16 protein-coding genes are annotated in these 17,911 nt (G+C 74.2%); 9 read left to right on the top strand and 7 right to left on the bottom strand.

Going from position 1 to position 17,911, the window contains the following annotated elements; all coding sequences use genetic code 11:
- A complete protein-coding gene (locus tag A8711_RS04460) occupies positions 1–1,287 on the bottom strand; it encodes a nicotinate phosphoribosyltransferase (protein WP_043326210.1) in 1,287 nt (428 codons plus the stop codon).
- 16 nt (positions 1,288–1,303) lie between these two features.
- Positions 1,304–3,976: a LuxR C-terminal-related transcriptional regulator gene (locus A8711_RS04455; RefSeq protein WP_064446921.1), complete on the bottom strand. Its 2,673-nt coding sequence runs from the start codon at positions 3,974–3,976 to the stop codon at positions 1,304–1,306.
- Between the two features lie 192 nt (positions 3,977–4,168).
- On the opposite strand from A8711_RS04455, the gene A8711_RS04450 reads away from it, so the two are divergent.
- The 9 genes from A8711_RS04450 (at position 4,169) to rdgB (ending at position 10,912) form a co-directional block, all read left to right on the top strand.
- Positions 4,169–5,695 carry a hypothetical protein gene (locus A8711_RS04450; RefSeq protein ID WP_069087528.1) on the top strand — a complete coding sequence of 509 codons (1,527 nt, stop codon included), beginning with the start codon at positions 4,169–4,171 and terminating at the stop codon, positions 5,693–5,695.
- Between the two features lie 115 nt (positions 5,696–5,810).
- Positions 5,811–6,101: an ATP-dependent Clp protease adapter ClpS gene (clpS, locus tag A8711_RS04445; RefSeq protein ID WP_030501849.1), complete on the top strand. Its 291-nt coding sequence runs from the start codon at positions 5,811–5,813 to the stop codon at positions 6,099–6,101.
- Positions 6,098–6,601 carry a DUF2017 domain-containing protein gene (locus A8711_RS04440; RefSeq protein ID WP_030501848.1) on the top strand — a complete coding sequence of 168 codons (504 nt, stop codon included), beginning with the start codon at positions 6,098–6,100 and terminating at the stop codon, positions 6,599–6,601. Before clpS ends, A8711_RS04440 begins: the two co-directional genes overlap by 4 nt.
- 54 nt (positions 6,602–6,655) lie before the next feature.
- Positions 6,656–7,144, top strand: coding sequence for a Mov34/MPN/PAD-1 family protein (locus tag A8711_RS04435; RefSeq protein WP_030501847.1), 489 nt, complete (start codon positions 6,656–6,658; stop codon positions 7,142–7,144).
- A 67-nt stretch (positions 7,145–7,211) separates the two neighbouring features.
- Complete coding sequence (locus tag A8711_RS04430) at positions 7,212–7,550, top strand: MoaD family protein (RefSeq protein WP_030501846.1); 339 nt, start codon at positions 7,212–7,214, stop codon at positions 7,548–7,550.
- A gap of 11 nt (positions 7,551–7,561) precedes the next feature.
- Positions 7,562–8,527 (top strand): PLP-dependent cysteine synthase family protein, encoded by a 966-nt coding sequence (locus tag A8711_RS04425; protein ID WP_069087527.1) that lies wholly within the window; start codon positions 7,562–7,564, stop codon positions 8,525–8,527.
- A 224-nt stretch (positions 8,528–8,751) separates the two neighbouring features.
- Complete coding sequence (locus A8711_RS04420; RefSeq protein ID WP_043326202.1) at positions 8,752–9,498, top strand: MBL fold metallo-hydrolase; 747 nt, start codon at positions 8,752–8,754, stop codon at positions 9,496–9,498.
- A gap of 71 nt (positions 9,499–9,569) precedes the next feature.
- Positions 9,570–10,298, top strand: a complete 729-nt coding sequence (gene rph / locus A8711_RS04415; protein ID WP_069087526.1) for a ribonuclease PH — start codon at positions 9,570–9,572, stop codon at positions 10,296–10,298.
- Positions 10,295–10,912, top strand: coding sequence for an RdgB/HAM1 family non-canonical purine NTP pyrophosphatase (rdgB, locus tag A8711_RS04410; RefSeq protein ID WP_043326198.1), 618 nt, complete (start codon positions 10,295–10,297; stop codon positions 10,910–10,912). Before rph ends, rdgB begins: the two co-directional genes overlap by 4 nt.
- Before the next feature lie 51 nt (positions 10,913–10,963).
- On the opposite strand, the gene hutH is transcribed toward rdgB, so the two are convergent.
- Genes hutH through hutU form a run of 5 tightly spaced genes read right to left on the bottom strand, consistent with a single transcriptional unit; the run spans position 10,964 to position 17,904 of the window.
- The gene (gene hutH, locus A8711_RS04405; RefSeq protein ID WP_069087525.1) at positions 10,964–12,502 is read right to left on the bottom strand and encodes a histidine ammonia-lyase; all 1,539 of its coding nucleotides are present in this window, start codon (positions 12,500–12,502) and stop codon (positions 10,964–10,966) included.
- Positions 12,499–13,668 (bottom strand): imidazolonepropionase, encoded by a 1,170-nt coding sequence (hutI, locus tag A8711_RS04400; RefSeq protein WP_064446923.1) that lies wholly within the window; start codon positions 13,666–13,668, stop codon positions 12,499–12,501. The genes hutH and hutI overlap by 4 nt, the downstream gene beginning before the upstream one ends.
- Positions 13,665–15,029, bottom strand: a complete 1,365-nt coding sequence (locus A8711_RS04395) for a formimidoylglutamate deiminase (RefSeq protein ID WP_069087576.1) — start codon at positions 15,027–15,029, stop codon at positions 13,665–13,667. The genes hutI and A8711_RS04395 overlap by 4 nt, the downstream gene beginning before the upstream one ends.
- Positions 15,026–16,246, bottom strand: a complete 1,221-nt coding sequence (locus A8711_RS04390) for an allantoate amidohydrolase (RefSeq protein ID WP_069087524.1) — start codon at positions 16,244–16,246, stop codon at positions 15,026–15,028. The genes A8711_RS04395 and A8711_RS04390 overlap by 4 nt, the downstream gene beginning before the upstream one ends.
- 11 nt (positions 16,247–16,257) lie before the next feature.
- Positions 16,258–17,904, bottom strand: coding sequence for a urocanate hydratase (hutU, locus tag A8711_RS04385; RefSeq protein WP_069087523.1), 1,647 nt, complete (start codon positions 17,902–17,904; stop codon positions 16,258–16,260).
- Positions 17,905–17,911: the final 7 nt, after the last annotated feature.

Raw genomic sequence — 17,911 nt, 5'->3', positions numbered from 1 at the left:
TCAGCTCGCGGGTACGACGGTGACGGGGACGGCCGGGTCGCCGGCGGAGAGCTTGAGCCCCTCCCACGGGATGGAGATCAGGCACTGGCGCAGGTGGTCCCGCGACTCCTCCAGCGTGGGCAGTGTCTCCGGCTCGCCCGACACCACGTACGAGCGCTGGAGCAACCGGTCGTTGGGCTGCCGGTCCGGCACGCCCTGCGGGACGATGACCTCCTCGGTGGCGGTCCCGGTCGGCTTGTGCCGGCGGACCGCGACCTTCCGGCCGCCGATGGTGGCCTTGTGCTCGGAGCGTTTGACCACCGGCCGTCCCTCCACCTCGACCAGCTTGTAGACCAGGCCGGCGGTGGGCGCGCCGGAGCCGGTCACCACTGCGGTGCCGGCGCCGTACATGTCCACCGGTTCGGCGGCGAGCGCGGCGATCGCGTACTCGTCGAGGTCACCGGAGACGATGATCTTCGTCTCGGTGGCGCCCAGCGAGTCGAGCAGCTCGCGGGACTGCTGGGCGATCACCGCGAGGTCGCCGGAGTCGATCCGGACCGCCCGCAGCTCCGGCCCGGCCACCGCGATCGCGTTGCGGATGCCCTGGGCGATGTCGTACGTGTCGACCAGCAGCGTGGTGTCCTTGCCCAGCGTGGCGACCTGGGACGCGAACGCGGCCCGCTCGTCGTCGTGCAGCAGCGTGAAGGCGTGCGCGGCGGTGCCCGCGGTGGGGATGCCGTAGCGCTGCCCGGCGGCCAGGTTGGAGGTGAACCGGAACCCGGCCAGGTACGCGGCCCGCGCCGCGGCGACGGCGGCCTCCTCGTGCGCGCGGCGGGAGCCCATCTCGATCAGCGCCCGCCCCCGTGCGGCGGTGACCATCCGGGCCGCGGCGGCGGCGACCGCGCAGTCGTGGTTGAGCACCGACAGCACGAGCGTCTCCAGCACCACGCACTCGGCGAACGTGCCGGACACGGTGAGGATCGGGGAGCCGGGGAAGAACAGCTCGCCCTCGGCGTAGCCGTCGATGTCGCCGGTGAAGCGGTAGTCGGCCAGCCACTGCGCGGCCCGGTCGTCCACCACACCGGTACGGCGCAGGAAGTCGATCTCGGCCGGGTCGAACCGGAAGTCGCGGATCATCTCGATCAACCGGCCGGTGCCGGCGACCACCCCGTACCGGCGCCCGGCCGGCAGCCGCCGGCTGAACACCTCGAAGACGCAGCTTCGGTCGGCCGTGCCGTCACGCAGCGCGGCGCTGACCATGGTCAGCTCGTAGTGGTCGGTCAGCAGCGCGGGGCGAAGGGTGCTCACCGCTCCAGCCTAGAGTTCAGTCCGGCTCCGTGCCGTCGTGCCCCGGCATCGACCGCAGCGCGGCCCGCAACTCGCCGCGCCCGGCGACGCCGAGCTTGCTGTAGACGCGCTGGAGGTGGTTCTCCACCGTTCGCGTGGACAGGAACAGCCGCTCCGCGATGGCCCGGCTGGTCACCCCGTCGGCGGCCAGGCGGGCGACCTCCCACTCCCGGTCGCTGAGCGTCGGGCGGAGCCGCCGCAGCGCCGGGGTGGAGATCTCGTCGCAGCGGCGCAGCAGGTCGGCGAGGCGTTCCCGGACCGGCCCGGTGGCGCCGGCGCGGGCGTTCCGCGTCCGGTGCAGCGCCATGGCGGTCGCCTCGGCGGCGTACACGGTCAGCTCGCGGTCGGCGAAACCGTCGGCGACGGCCAGCAGGGCGTCCGGGGCGCCGTCGGCGGCGGCCCGGCCGAACCGGGCGACGAGCGGCGGCAGCACGCCGTCGACCTTCTCGGAGAGCTCGGCCAGGCGTTGCGCCACGGTGCGCCGGCCGCCGTCGGTGCAGGTCGGGCCGACCGGCGCGGCGGCCTGGTCGAACCGGACCAGGTCGAGCAGGACGAGCAGCTCGTGCCCGGCCAGGCCGTCCTCGCGCAGCCGGTCGGCGAGCGCGCACAGGTGCTTGGTGGCCGCCGGCAGGTCACCCGTCGCGGCCTGGACCGCGCCCCGGGCCTGCTCCAGCCAGGGATAGAGCACGGCCATGCCGGGTGCGTGCGTCCGGTCCGCCTCGGCCATCGCGTCGGCCGCGTGCGTCACGTCCCCGCGCAGCGCGGCGGCCTGGGCGCGCTCGGCGTGCGCCAGCCCGGCGTACACGCGGCTGGTGGCGAGCACCGCGCACGCCTCCAGGCTGGTCCGCAGCGCCTCGTCGCCGCGCCCGCGCAGCCGCGCCGCGTACGCCTGGAGGATGGCCAGGTAGCCGGTGCCGAGCCGGAAGTCACCGGCCCCGGCCAGGTCGGCGAACTCGTCGGCGACTATCGCGTCGATGCCGGGCAGGTCGCCGGAGAGCGTCAGCCGGGTGCCCCGGGCCAGCTCCATGGCGAGCTGGAGGTATGGCATGTCGGCCCGCCAGCACGCCGCCTCGGCCTGGACCCGGGCGATCGCGGTGGCGCTGCGCTGATACTGCCCCTGCGCGGCCTGGAGGTGGGCCAGCGTGCAGCGGGCCAGCTCCCGGGCGGCCATCGGGGCGGCCGGGCGGTCGAGCACCTCCTGGGCCAGCCGTACCGCGACGTCGACGTCGAGCCGGTGCAGTCGCATGATGGCCTCGAACGCGCGTACGCGAGTCCGGTCGGCGGGGTCGCGCAGCTCCTCGCCGCGCGCGGCGATCTCCTCCACCGTGGACTCCCGGTTGAGTCCCCAGTAGCTGACCATGCCCCGGACCGTCAGCCACCGGCTGCGCCGGCGGTCGTCGTGGATCTCCCCGGCGACCTGGTCGAGCACGCTGATCGCCTCGTCCGGCCGGTCGCCGAACATCAGGATGGTGGCCAGCAGTTCGGCCGCGTCGGTGCCGCCGCCGGCCTCCAGCGCGGCGCGGGCCAGCCGGGTGGCCAGCGGCACGTCGTACCGGCCGAACGCCTGGACCGCCGCGTCGAGCAGCAGGGCGACGTCCTGCGCCGTGCCCGAGTCGAGCCGCCACACCGCGACCCGCAGCAGGTCGTCGCGGCGGCGCGTGCCGACCTGCTCCAGCAGCCCGGCGAGGGTGGCCTGGAGCCGGCGGGTGCGGCTGACCGGGCAGTGCCGGCGCATCACCTCGCCGTAGAGCGGGTGCGCCAGGCGGACGTTGAGCCGCCGGTCGTCGTGGATCAGGGTGATGAGCCCGCGCTCCTCGGCCGTCTCCACGTCCGCCGGGTCGACCGCCCGTTCCAGCAGTTGCAGGCCCAGCGGCTCGCCGAAGGCGACCAGCTCGACCACCGCCCGGACGCCGGGGGTGAGCTGCCCGATCCGGGTGTCGATCAGGTCGGTGAGGCTGGGCGCCAGCTCCAGCCGCCCGGTCCAGGTCCAGATCCCGTACGTGCGGCGCAGCTCGTCGTCGGCGGCCAGGACCAGCTCGCGCAGCAGCAGCGGGTTGCCGGCGCAGAGCTGGAAGAGCCGGTCGGAGGAGCCGGCGTCGACCGGTCCACCCAGGATGGCGGCGAGCAGACCGGTGGTCTCGCTGCGGCCGAGCGGGCCCAGTTCGACCAGTTCGACCAGGTCGTCGGTCCAGAGCGCGCGGATCGGCAGCGGGATCTGCTCGCCGTTGCGCAGCGTCCCGATGACTGTGGCGTTCTCGGAGCGGGCGACCAGGTGCACCAGCGCGGCCGAGGGTGGGTCGAGCAGGTGCGCGTCGTCGATGGCGAGGACGATGGGCCGGCCGGCGGCCTGTTCCTGCAGCACGTCGACGGCCCAGCGCAGGATTCCGGCGGGGGAGAGCCCCTGCGGCTGGGTGGCGGGCAGCACCTGGACGAGCCCGCCGAAGGGGAGCGCGGCGGTGGTGGCGCTGGCCGCGATGGACCAGATCGCGTACCGCTCGGGGGAGAGCTCGGAGACGCCCTCGCGCAGCAGCCGGCTCTTGCCGACCCCGGCGTCGCCGCTGAAGAGCAACCCGCGCCCTCCGGGTCGGCCGATCGTCGACAACAGACGGTTGAGTTCATCCCTACGGCCGACGAACTCCCACCTACTCATCGGAGCAGCATATCGACCGTGTTCCGTCCGCGTGCGGGCCGTTACGCAGTGAAGTTGAGTAATCTGGCCGTTACCCATGAGTATCGGAGGTGTTCGTTGTCGGATGGCCGACAGCCGTACTCTTCCGACAGCCCCTGCAACCAGGGAAAAGCCGCGACCGGCACCCCGGTCGCCTGACCGGGAGGCCACCTGATGACGCCGGGTCCACTCCCCTCGGTCGACGTGCCCGACCCGCGCCGTCAGGCCGGCCCGCCCGGGTGCGCCCCGCTGCCGACCCGGCTCGGGGCGGCCACGCCCGGACCGGACGATCCGATGGCCGTGGTCGTCGCCGGCCCGGCCGGCGCCGGCCGGCGCGAGGTGATCGCCGGCCTGCTCGGGATCGACTCCGCGACGCTCGCCGTGCCCGCGGGAAGCAACCTGCTGGTCCAGCACGCCGAGAAGGCGACCCGCGCCGCGTACGTCCCGGGCTACCGCCAGCCGCACGCCTACGGCGCCGACCCGATGGCGACCGGCCCGGCGCTGGCCCGGCCGCCACGCCGGGTCGAGCTGAGCCTGCCCGACCCGCTGCTGCGGCACTTCGCCGTGGTCGACACGCCGGACACCGGCACGCTCGGCGTGGCCGGCGGCCGGGTGCTGCGCGACGCCGTCGGCCGGGCCGGCGCGCTGCTCTTCGTGATCTCCGCCGACCAGGCGTTCAGCGCGGCCGAGCTGCACCTGCTCGCCGAGATGGCGCGCGCCCGGGTCGAGGTGTTCTTCGCCGTCACCCCCGGCACGACCGGCTGGACCGCGTCGGCCGACGGCCCGGCGGCGGAGGCCACCGGTCCGTCCGCCCGCCGGCTCGACCCGGTGTCGGTCTCCATCGAGGCGCACCGCGCGGCGCTGCTGGCCGCGGTGCCGGCGCTCACCCCGGCCCGGTGGTTCCCGGCCCGCCGGGCCGAGCTGCCGCACCTGCGGCGTGCCCTGGTCGGCTGGGCCGCCGACGAGGGACTGCGCCGCGGCAGCGCAAGCCCGCCGGTGCCGCCCGGCGCGCACGGCCGGGTGCCGGTGCTGGCCGGCGTCGAGCCCGGCGAGCTGGCCGACCGGATCGACAGGGGGTCACGAGCCTGCGCCCGCCGGATCCGTCAGCACCTCGCCCTGGAGTTGGCGAACATCCACCTGCGGGTGGTGCAGGAGATCGTCTTCGGGGTCGGCTGCGTCGGCCTGCCACAGATGCTCGACCGCGAACTGGAGGCGCTGTCGCTGCTCGCCACCGCGCAGTGCGACGAGGCCGTCCGCGGTCTCGTCGACGCCGCCGCCGCCCGGGTCTTCGGCGCGCCGCTGGCAGAGGGCGTACGCGGGCGGATCGCGCACGCGGTGCGCTGTAGCCTGGCCGACCATCCGGACGGCCGGGAGCTGGACCGGGTCCTCCTGGTCACCAGCACGGCCGGGGTCGCCGCGCTGACCGGCGAAGGCGCTCTCGACGCCCTGGCCGGGCTGCCCGGCGGGCAGCGGGACGAGATGCTCCCGCCCGTGGGCGTCGCCCTCAACGGCGGCTGCTGGCAGCACTGGCGGGCGACCGACAACAACGACCCGAACGCCGCCCGGTCCTGGGCCCAGCGCGCGCTGCGCGAGGTCGAACTCGAACTGTCCCGCGAGGTGTCCCGCCGCTTCGAGGTGATCCGTCTCTCGCTGACCGGGGTGCTCGCCGATGCTGTCGACCACGGCATCCTGCTTGCCTGACCACGGCGCGGGCACACCGCGACCCGGGCTCGCGTACGCGGCCCGGGCGGGTGACGACGGCCGCCGCGGTGTTCCGGTTCATCGGTTCCCCGGATCCGGTGGCACGATGGGGGGCATGGCGGCTCCACAGGTTGCGCCGGTCGAGACGCCGGACACCGAAGAGGTGCCGGTCTCCGACCGGCCGTGGGTGACCATCGTCTGGGACGATCCGGTCAACCTGATGACGTATGTGACCTGGGTGTTCCAGAAGCTCTTCGGATACAGCCGGGAGAAGGCGGAGCGGCTCATGCTGGACGTGCACCACAAGGGCAAGGCCGTGGTGTCCACCGGCGCCCGGGAACGGATGGAGCACGACGCGGCGCAGCTGCACGCGTACGGTCTCTGGGCGACGGTGGAGAGGTCATGAGCATGTTCCGCCGCCGGGGCGACCACTACGTGGCGACGTTCGCCGTCGACGAGGTCCGGGTGCTGCGCAAGGTCGCCGCCGAGGTGGTCGGGCTGCTGACCGACGGCTTCGACCACGGTGACCCGGTGGTCGGCCGGCTCTTCCCCGACGTCTACCCGGACGACGACGCCGGCACCGCCGAGTTCCGCCGCTACACCGAGGGCGATCTGAAGACCGGGAAGATCGACCAGGCGGGCGCGATCCTCGCCGCCCTGCCCGACGGCGACTCCGGCGGCGAGGTGCGACTCGACGCGGAGGCGGCCGAGGCGTGGCTGCGCGCGCTCAACGACGCCCGGCTGGCGATGGGCGTACGCCTGGAGATCAAGGACGGCACCGACCTGGGTGAGGAGCTCGACGACGCGGTCGCCGAGGACCCCGGTTCGTCCCGGGTGTTCCAACTGTCGGTCTACGCCTACCTCGGTTATCTGCAGGAGTCCCTGCTCAACGCGCTCATCGACTGAGTGGTGACGGTTGCCACCTCGCCGCCCGGCCCGGCCAGGGGCTAGGCTGGTGGCGTGCTGAGCATCGACCGGTCGATCATCGACGCGATCGTCGCCCACGCGCGTCGGGACCACCCGGACGAGGCGTGCGGCGTGGTCGCCGGCCCCGTCGGCAGCGACACCCCGACCCGGCACATCCCGATGGACAACGCGGCCCGCTCCATGACCTTCTACGAGTTCGACTCGATGGAGCAGTTGCGGGTGTGGCGGGAGATGGACGACCGCGACGAGGAGCCGGTGGTGATCTACCACTCGCACACCGCGACCGAGGCCTACCCGTCCCGCACGGACGTCTCCTTCGCCGGCGAGCCGGGCGCGCACTACCTGCTCGTCTCGACCCGCGAGCCCGACACCGAGGAGATCCGCTCCTTCCGGATCGTCGACGGCGTGATCACCGAGGAACCGGTGAAGATCGTGGATGCCGCCGTGGACCCGAACGCCGTCCAGTCCTACATGTTCGGGCAGAGCCCGGCGACGGTCGACTACGAGTGTTCCGACCGCTGACCTTCAGCGCCGGCACCTTCCTTTTCCCGTCACCTGGCACCATCCCGAACGAGGAGCACGAGACATCATGGCCATCGAGGTTCGCATCCCCACCATCCTGCGCAGCTACACCGGCGGCGCGAAGGTCGTCGAGGGCAGCGGCGACACGCTCGCCGACCTGATCGCCGACCTGGATTCGCGGCACGGCGGCCTGAAGGCCCGCCTGGTCACCGACGCGGGCGTGCTGCACCGGTTCGTCAACGTCTACGTCAACGACGAGGACGTCCGTTTCCTGGGCGCGCTCGACGCCAAGCTCAACGACGGCGACAGCGTGACCATCCTGCCGGCCGTGGCCGGTGGCGCGTTCGGCTTCGCGGCCGCCGCGGCGATCGCCTCGCACGCGGTCTCCACGCGCGCCGCCCGCTGAGGGGGCCCGCGATGGCGCGGTACGACAGCCTGCTCGACGCGTGCGGTGGCACCCCGCTGGTCGGGTTGCCCCGCCTCTCGCCGACGGCCCCCGCCGGGGCGCCGCCGGTGCGGCTCTGGGCCAAGCTGGAGGACCGGAACCCGACCGGCAGCATCAAGGACCGCGCGGCGCTGTACATGGTGCGCGCGGCCGAGGAGGCCGGCCGGCTCCGTCCCGGTGACACGATCCTGGAGCCGACCAGCGGCAACACCGGCATCTCGCTGGCCATGGTGGCGAAGCTGCGGGGCTACCGGCTGGTCTGCGTGATGCCGGAGAACGTCTCCACCGAGCGGGTGCAGCTGCTCCGGATGTACGGCGCGGAGATCATCTTCTCGCCGGCCGCCGGTGGTTCGAACCAGGCCGTCGCGACCGCGAAGCAGATCTCCGCCGAGCACCCGGACTGGGTGATGCTCTACCAGTACGGCAACGAGGCGAACGCCCGGGCGCACTACGAGACGACCGGACCGGAGCTGCTGCAGGACCTGCCGGGCATCACCCACTTCGTGGCCGGGCTGGGCACCACCGGCACGCTCATGGGCACCGGCCGCTTCCTGCGGGAGAAGGTCGACGGGATCCAGATCGTGGCGGCCGAGCCGCGGTACGGCGAGCTGGTCTACGGTCTGCGCAACATCGACGAGGGCTACGTGCCCGAGCTGTACGACGCGGGTGTGCTGTCCCGCCGCTTCTCCGTGGGCACCCGGGACGCCGTGCTGCGGACCCGGCAGCTCGTCGAGGTGGAGGGCATCTTCGCCGGGTTCTCCACCGGCGCCATCCTGCACGCCGCGCTCGCGGTGGCGCACGAGGCGGTCCGCGACGGCCGCCGCGCCGACGTGGCGTTCGTGGTCTGCGACGGCGGCTGGAAATACCTGTCGACCGGCGCGTACGGCGGCACGCTCGCCGACGCCGAGGAGTCGCTGGAGGGGCAGCTCTGGGCCTGACGGTCCGGCGGCGGTCCGGCCGGTGGTGTCCCCGCCGGCCGGACCGCCGCGCCTGCCCGGAGCGGACGTGTATGGGTGTCACGTTGATGACAACTTCCGGCAGATGATTCTTGCCCGACCGGGGCGGCGCGTAGGCTGCGCAGCGTGGCGAGCGCGTCGGTAGAGATCATCGGCGGCGTCGCCGCCGGCGCATCGACTACTCATGGTGAGATCGAGGCCACCGGATGAGACTGACCGTCCTCGGCTGCGCGGGCAGCTTCCCGGGCCCCGAATCGCCCTGCTCGGCCTATCTCATGGAAGCCGAGGGCTTCCGGCTCCTGATCGACTTCGGCGTGGGTTCGCTCTCCACGCTCCAGCGCTACGTCGGGCTGCACGCCCCCGACGCGGTCCTCCTCACCCACCTGCATTGCGACCACATGTTCGACGCGGTGTCCTACGTGGTGGTGCGCCGGTACGCGCCGGACGGTCCGTACCCGCCCCTGCCGATGTACGCCCCCTCCGGCGCGCCCGACCGGCTCGCCGCCGCGTACGGGCAGGAGGAGGGCTCGGTGGAGGACGTCTACCAGTTCTACGGTCTCCAGCCGGGCACGTTCCCGATCGGCCCGTTCAGCGTCACCGTCGACCGGATGAACCACCCGGTCGAGACGTACGGGGTGCGGCTGGAGCACGGCGGGCGGGTGTTCTGCTACTCCGCCGACACCGCGCCCTGCGAGGCGTTGCTGCGCCTGGCCCAGGACGCCGACGTGTTCCTCTGCGAGGCGAGCTACATGGACGGCGTGGAGAACCCGCCGGACCTGCACCTGACCGGCCGGGAGGCGGGCGAGGCGGCCACCAAGGCGGGCGTGGGACGGCTGCTGCTCACCCATCTCGTACCGGCCTGGGGCAGCGAGTCGCAGACCGTGGAGGCGGCGGCCGGGGCGTACGCCGGGCCGCTGGACGTGGTGCGGCCCGGCGCCTGCTACGACGTGTGACCCGGCGGCGGCCCGCTCGTGTCGGCGGCACCCGCGGACGATCCGATCACCGCACCGCATAGGGTGCAGGCATGGCGCGACCTGACGGGCGGCGGCCCGACCAACTCCGACCGGTGACCCTGACCCGGAGCTGGAGCACCCATCCGGAGGGTTCGGTGCTCGTCGAGTTCGGCGCGACCCGGGTGCTCTGCACGGCGAGCGTCACCGAGGGTGTGCCCCGCTGGCGCAAGGGCTCCGGGCTGGGCTGGGTGACAGCCGAGTACGCGATGCTGCCCCGGGCCACCAACACACGCTCGGACCGGGAGAGCGTGCGCGGCAAGGTCGGCGGACGTACCCATGAGATCTCCCGTCTGATCGGCCGCAGCCTGCGTGCCTGCGTGGACCTCAAGGCGCTCGGCGAGAACTCGATCGTGCTCGACTGCGACGTGCTCCAGGCCGACGGCGGCACCCGGACCGCGGCGATCACCGGCGCGTACGTCGCGCTGCACGACGCGGTGACCTGGCTGGCCGAGCGCAAGGCGCTGGCCGGCAAGGTGGAGAAGGTGATGCACCGTTCGGTGGCGGCGGTGAGCGTCGGGGTGATCGGCGGCGAGCCGATGCTCGACCTCTGCTACGCCGAGGACGTCACCGCCGAGGTCGACATGAACGTGGTGTGCACCGGCGCCGGCGACTTCGTCGAGGTGCAGGGCACCGGCGAGGCGGGTGTCTTCGCCCGCGACCAGCTCGACGCGCTGCTCGACCTGGGCGTGGCGGGCTGCCTGGAACTGGCCGACGCGCAGCGGAAGGCGCTCTCGTCATGAACAAGGTCCTGCTGGCCACCCGGAACCGGAAGAAGCTCGTCGAGCTGCAGCGGATCCTGGACGGCGCGCTCGGCGCGCACCGGATCGCGCTGCTCGGCCTCGACGACGTCGAGGAGTACCCGGAGCTGCCGGAGACCGGCCTCACGTTCGGCGAGAACGCGCTGATCAAGGCGCGGGAGGGCTGCCGGCGTACCGGCCTGCCGACCATCGCCGACGACTCGGGGCTGGCGGTGGACGCGCTCAACGGCATGCCGGGTGTGTTCAGCGCCCGCTGGTCCGGCCGGCACGGCGACGACCACGCCAACCTCCAGCTCGTGCTGGACCAGGTCGGCGACGTGCCGGACGAGCACCGGGGCGCGGCGTTCGTCTGCACCGTCGCGCTGGTGCTGCCGGGCGGCAAGGAGCACCTGGTCGACGGCCGCCAGTCCGGCCGGCTGCTGCGCGCGCCGCGCGGCGAGGGCGGCTTCGGCTACGACCCGATCTTCCTGGGCGACGGGCAGGAGCGCACCAACGCGGAGCTGACGCCCGAGGAGAAGGACGCGGTCAGCCACCGCGGCAAGGCGCTGCGGGAGCTGGCCAAGCTGGTCGCGAAGGTGCTCCCGCCCGCCACCTGAGCCGCTGCCGGACGCCGCGGGCGCCCGGCCGCAAGCGCCGGATCGGCCCGCTCAGCCGAGCGGGCCGATCTCCCGTTCGATCGCCGCGCGCAGCTCCGGGCCGCGTACCACGTCGCGCGCCGCCTCCATCAGCGGCGCGAGGAACACGTCCGGTCCCGGCTCGCCGATCGTGCGGCCGAGCACGTCGAGCGCCGCCCGCCCGGCCGGTGACGGCGTCAGCGGGGCGCGGAGCTGGAGCCCGCGTACGGCCGCCAGCAGCTCCACCGCGAGCAGGCTGGTCAGGTTGTCCAGCACGGTGCGCAGCTTCTTGGTGGCCGCCCAGCCCATCGAGACGTGGTCCTCCTGCATGCCGCTGGTGGGCAGCGAGTCGACCGAGGCGGGCGCGGCGAGCCGGCGGTTCTCCGCCACGATCCCGGCGGCGGTGTACTGGGCGATCATCAGCCCGGAGTTCACCCCGGCGTCGGGGGACAGGAACGCGGGCAGCTCCCGGGAGCGGGTGACGTCCAGCAGCCGGTCCACCCGGCGTTCGGCGATCGCGCCCACCTCGGCGGCGGCGATGGCCAGGTAGTCGGCGGCGAAGCCGAGCGGCGCGCCGTGGAAGTTGCCGGTCGACTCGACCCGCCCGTCCGGCAGCACCACCGGGTTGTCCACCACGGACAGCAGTTCCCGGCCCGCGACCACCTCGACGAAGTCGAGCGTATCCCGGGCCGCGCCGGCGACCTGCGGGGCACAGCGCATGGAGTACGCGTCCTGCACCGCGTGCGCCAGGTCGTCGCGGTGCGAGTCCATCACCGCCGAGCCCTGCAGCAGCCGGTGGATGTTCGCCGCCGAGGCGGCCTGGCCGGGATGCGGGCGGATCGCGTGCAGCTCGGGCAGGAAGGGCCGCTCCGAGCCGAGCATCGCCTCGATGGCGAGCGCCGCTGTCACGTCCGCCATGGCGAACAGGTGCCGGGCGTCGGAGACGGCCAGCAGCAGCATGCCGAGCATGCCGTCGGTGCCGTTGATCAGCGCCAGCCCCTCCTTGGCGGCCAGCGACACCGGCTTCAGCCCGACCTGGTGCAGCGCGTCGGCGGCCGGGACGCGCTCCCCGGACGGGCCGAGCACCCAGCCCTCACCGAGCAGCACCAGCGCGCAGTGCGCCAGCGGCGCCAGGTCGCCGGACGCGCCGAGCGAGCCGTGCTCCGGCACCCACGGGGTGACGTCGTGGTTGAGCAGGTCCACGAGCGCCTCGGCGACCAGCGGGCGTACCCCGGAGCGGCCGAGCGCCAGCGAGCGGACCCGCAGCAGCATCATGGCGCGTACCACCTCGCGCGGCATCGGCGCGCCCACCCCGGCGGCGTGCGAGCGGATCAGCGCGTGCTGCAGCTCGGCCCGGCGCTCCGGTGCGACGAACGTGTTGGCGAGCGCGCCGAACCCGGTGGAGACGCCGTACACCGGCCGCCCGGCCGCCTCGATCCGGTCCACGATGGACCGGGAGGTCGCCATCGCCTCGGTGGCGGCCGGGTCGAGCACGACCTTGGCGGTGCCGCGGGCCACCGCGAGCACGTCGGCGGGGGTGACCCCGGTGGACAGGATGGTCACTGTGGTCATCGCGGCACTCCGTTGTGCAGAACCTGGCGGATCAGTGGCACCCCCGGCCGGTAGGCCAGGTGCAGGTGGGACGGGGCGTCGAGGATGATCAGGTCGGCCCGCGCCCCGGGGGTCAGCCGCCCCACGTCGGTGCGGCGCAGCGCCGCCGCCCCGCCGGCGGTAGCGGCCCACACCGCCTCCGCCGGGGTCATCCGCATCTCGCGTACGGCGAGCGCGACGCAGAACGGCATCGACGACGTGTACGACGAGCCGGGGTTGCAGTCGGTGGCGAGCGCGACTGTCACGCCCGCGTCGAGCAGCCGCCGGGCGTCCGGGTACGGCGACCGGGTGGAGAACTCGGCGCCGGGCAGCAGCGTGGCGACCGTCTCCGAGCCGGCCAGCGCGTCGACGTCGGCGTCGGTCAGGTGGGTGCAGTGGTCGACGCTGGCCGCGCCCAGCTCAACGCCGAGCCGTACGCCCGGCCCCGGGCCGAGCTGGTTGGCGTGCAGCCGTACGCCCAGACCGGCGGCCTGCCCGCAGGCGAGGATCGCCCGCGCGTGGTCGGCGTCGAACGCGCCCCGCTCGCAGAACACGTCGATCCAGCGGGCGTACGGCGCGGCGGCGGCGAGCATCGGCCCGCAGACCATGCCGACGTAGTCGTCCGGGCGGTCGGCGTACTCGGCGGGGACCACGTGCGCGCCGAGGAACGTGGTGTCCTCGGTGAACTCGGCGGCGATGCGCAGCGAGCGGGCCTCGTCGGCGACGGTGAGGCCGTACCCGCTCTTGATCTCGACGGTGGTGGTGCCCTGCCGCAGCATCTCCGCGCGTAGCCGGCCCACAGTGGCGCGCAGGTCGCCGTCGGAGGCCGCGCGGGTGGCGCCGACTGTGGTGCGGATGCCGCCGCCGGTGTAGGGCTCGCCGGCCATCCGGGCGGCGAACTCGGCGGCCCGGTCCCCGGCGAAGACCAGGTGGGCGTGGCTGTCCACGAAGCCGGGCAGTACCGCCGCGCCACCGGCGTCGATCCGCCGGTCGGCGGCGGGCGCGTAGCGGGCCGACCCGATCCAGGCCACCTGGCCGTCCTCGACCAGCAGCGCGGCGTCGCGCCTGATGCCCAGCGGGTCGCCGTCGCGGCCGTCGTTCGTGACCAGCTCGCCGATGTGGTCGACGAGCAGGCTGCCGCGCGTCACGAGTCCTCCTTCGCGGTCACCGCCGCGATCGCGTCCCGCAGCTCGGTGGGCACGTCCACGGTCAGGTGCCGGCCGCCGTCCACCACCGGCCTCCCGTCCACGATCACGCTCGTCACGTCGGCGGCGGTGGCGGCGAAGAACGCGCCGGCCGGCGGCACCCCGGCGGTGCGGGCGCTGTCCAGCCGTACCGTGACCAGGTCGGCCCGCTGCCCGACGGCGAACCGGCCGGCGTCGCCCCAGCCCAGCGCGGCGTGCCCGCCGACGGTGGCGGCGCCGAGCAGCTCGGCCGGCGTGAAGTGCCCCCGCCGGCGGGTACGCAGCCGCTCGTCCATCTCCAGCGCGCGGGCCTCCTCGAACAGGTCCACCACGGCGTTGCTGTCGCTGCCCAGGCTCAGCGGGCTGCCCGCGTCGGCCATCCGCCGCACCGGGCCGACCCCGTCGGCCAGGTCGCGCTCGGTGGTGGGGCAGACGCAGACCCGGGTACGGCTGTCGCCGAGCAGCGCCACGTCGGCGGCGGTCGGGTGGGTGGCGTGCACCGCTGTGGTGTGCGGGCCGAGCACGCCGTGGTCGGCCAGCAGCCGCGTCGGGGTGCAGCCGTGCACCGCCCGGCAGGCGTCGTTCTCGGCCGGCTGCTCGGACAGGTGCACGTGCAGCGGCAGCCCGTTGCGGTCGGCCCAGCCGGCCACGGTGGCGAGCTGCTCGGCCGGGACCGCGCGCACCGAGTGGATGGCCGCGCCGAGCCGGACGTGGTCGTCGGCCGGCCCGAACGCGTCCACCCGCGCCGCCCAGCGCAGCGCGTCGCCGTCACCGAACCGGCGTTGCGGCCCGGTCAGCGGCGCGCCGTCCACGCCCCCGGCCAGGTACGCGGTGTCCAGCAGCGTGAGCCGGATCCCGGCGTGCGCGGCGGCCTCCACGAGCGCTGCGGACATCGCGTTCGGGTCGTCGTACGGGGTGCCGCCGGGACCGTGGTGCAGATAGTGGAACTCGCCCACGCAGGTGATCCCGGACAGCGCCATCTCGGCGTACACGGCGCGGGCCAGCGCCAGGTAGGTGTCCGGGTCGAGCCGGGTCGCGATCGCGTACATCAGGCTGCGCCAGGACCAGAAGTCGCCGCGCCCGTCGTGGGTGCGCCCGCGCAGCGCGCGGTGGAACGCGTGCGAGTGCGCGTTGGCCAGGCCGGGCACCGTCAGGCCGGGCAGCCGTACCGCGTCGTCGAGCACCTCCACCCCGGCGGTCGGCGGACCGTCCCCGGTCAGCGGGGTGACAGCGGTGAGCCGCCCGTCGGTCGCCTCGATCAGCACGTCCCGGGTGGGCTCGGCGCGGTCGGGCAGCCAGGCGTACTCGGCCAGCCAGCGGGTCAGCGGCATGCCAGCTCCTCCAGGACCCGGGCCAGGGCGGTCACCCCGGCGGCGCAGTCGGCGTCGGTGGCCGCCTCGGCGGGGGAGTGCGACACCCCGGTCGGGTTGCGCACGAACAGCATCGCGGTGGGCAGGTGCGCCGCCAGCACCCCCGCGTCGTGCCCGGCGCCGGTGGGCAGCACCGGCGCGCCGAGCAGCGTGACCAGCCGGTCGGCCAGCCCGCGGTCGAACGCGACGAGCGGGGTCGCCGACTCCTGGGTGCAGGTCAGCGCGGTGCCGTCGCGGCCGGCCCGGTCGGCGGCCTTGGCGCGTACCGCCTCGACCAGACCGTACAGCGTCTCCGCCTCGGCCGCCCGCGCGTCCAGCCAGCCGGTGACCCGGGACGGGATCGCGTTCGTGGCGTTCGGCTCGACCGACACCCGGCCCACTGTGGCGTGCGCGTCGCGCAGCCGGGCCTCCTTGTTCGCCGCCAGCACGGTGAACGCGTAGGTGAGCATCGGGTCGCGGCGGTCGGCCATCGCTGTCGTACCCGCGTGGTTGCCCTCGCCGGTGAAGTCGAACCGCCACCGGCCGTGCGGCCAGATCGCGGAGGCCACCGCGACCGGCGCGTCCTGGTCGACCAGCGCGCGGCCCTGCTCGACGTGCAGCTCCACGAAGGCCGCGAAGCGGCCGAGCAGCGCCGGGTCGGCGCCCGCCGGCCGCTCGCCGAGCGCCTGCGCGAAGGTCGTCCCGGCCTGGTCGCGCAGCCCGGCCGCGCGGTCGACGTCGATCTCGCCGGTGAGCAGCCTCGACCCCAGGCAGGGTACGCCGAACCGCGCGCCCTCCTCCTCCACGAACGCGGCCACCACCACCGGCCGTTCCGGGGTGATGCCCGCGGCCCGCAGCTCGTCCACGGCGAGGAACGCGCTGACGATGCCGAGCGGACCGTCGTACGCGCCGCCGTGCGGCACCGAGTCGAAGTGGCTGCCGGTGAGCACCGCGTCGCCGGCCTCCGGGTCGCCCCACCAGGCGAACAGGTTGCCGTTGCCGTCCTGCTGAACTGGCATCCCGCGGGCGTCGGCCTGGTTGTGGAACCACTCCCGCAGCCGCAGCTCCGCTTCGGTCAGCGCGTAGCGCAGGTAGCCGCCGCTGCCCTCGTCGCGCCCGATCGGCGCGATCTCGTCCCACAGCTCCCGGAACCGGTTAGGAAGGGACCCTTCCCATGCAGAATGCGTTAACAAGGGGCCCTTCCTTACTCGGCCATCGGGATGCGGACGCCGGTGCGCTCGGCCACCGCGCGGGCGTCGTCGTAGCCGGCGTCGACGTGCCGGATGACGCCCATCGCCGGGTCGTTCGTCAGCACCCGCTCGATCTTCTGGCCGGCCAGCTCGCTGCCGTCGGCCACGCAGACCTGCCCGGCGTGGATGGACCGGCCGATGCCGACGCCGCCGCCGTGGTGGATCGACACCCACGACGCGCCGCTGGCGGTGTTCACGAGCGCGTTCAGCAGCGGCCAGTCGGCGATCGCGTCGGAGCCGTCGGCCATCGCCTCGGTCTCCCGGTAGGGGCTGGCCACGCTGCCGCAGTCCAGGTGGTCCCGGCCGATCACCACCGGCGCGCTCAGCTCGCCGGACGCGACCATCTCGTTGAACCGCACCCCGGCCCGGTCCCGCTCGCCGTAGCCGAGCCAGCAGATCCGCGCCGGCAGACCCTGGAACGCGACCCGCTCGCCGGCCATCCGGATCCACCGGGCGAGGGACTCGTTCTCCGGGAACAGGTCGAGGATCGCCCGGTCGGTGGCGGCGATGTCCTTCGGGTCGCCGGAGAGCGCGGCCCAGCGGAACGGGCCCTTGCCCTCGCAGAACAACGGCCTGATGTACGCGGGCACGAACCCGGGGAAGTCGAACGCCCGCTCGTATCCGCCGAGCTTGGCCTCGCCCCGGATCGAGTTGCCGTAGTCGAAGACCTCCGCGCCCGCGTCCAGGAAGCCGACCATCGCCTCCACGTGCTTCGCCATCGACGCGCGGGCCCGGTCGGTGAACTCGGCCGGCTTGGCCGCCGCGTAGTCCCGCGCGTCGCCCGGGTCCACGCCCTCCGGCACGTACGACAGCGGGTCGTGCGCGCTGGTCTGGTCGGTCACGATGTCGATGGCTACGCCCCGGCGCAGCAGCTCGGGGAAGACGGTGGCGGCGTTGCCGACCACGCCGACGCTGAGCGCCCGCCGGTCCCGCCTGGCCGCGAGCGCCCGCTCGATGGCGTCGTCGAGCGAGTCGGCCACCTCGTCGAGGTAGCGGTCGTGCACCCGGCGGTCCAGCCGCGACCGGTCCACGTCCACGATCAGGCAGGCGCCGCCGTTCATGGTGACGGCGAGCGGCTGCGCCCCGCCCATCCCGCCGCAGCCGGCGGTGAGCGTCAGCGTGCCGGCGAGCGTGCCCCCGAAGCGCTTGGCGGCGACGGCGGCGAACGTCTCGTACGTGCCCTGGAGGATGCCCTGGGTGCCGATGTAGATCCACGAACCGGCGGTCATCTGCCCGTACATGGTCAGGCCCAGCGACTCCAGGCGGCGGAACTCCGGCCAGGTGGCCCAGTCGCCGACCAGGTTGGAGTTGGCCAGCAGCACGCGCGGCGCCCACTCGTGGGTCCGCATCACGCCGACCGGCCGGCCGGACTGCACCAGCATCGTCTCGTCGTCGCGCAGCTCGGTGAGCGTGCGCACGAGCGCGTGGTACGACGGCCAGTCCCGGGCCGCCTTGCCGGTGCCGCCGTAGACCACCAGGTCGTCGGGGCGCTCGGCCACCTCCGGGTCGAGATTGTTCATCAGCATCCGCAGGGCGGCCTCCTGCGGCCACCCCTTCGCGGTGCGGGTGACGCCGCGGGCGGCGCGGACGGGCTGGTGCATCTCGTAC

The sequence above is a fragment of the Micromonospora sp. II genome (assembly GCF_001709195.1).
GTDB lineage: Bacteria > Actinomycetota > Actinomycetes > Mycobacteriales > Micromonosporaceae > Micromonospora > Micromonospora chalcea.
This window is presented reverse-complemented; position numbering and strand designations above follow the sequence as displayed.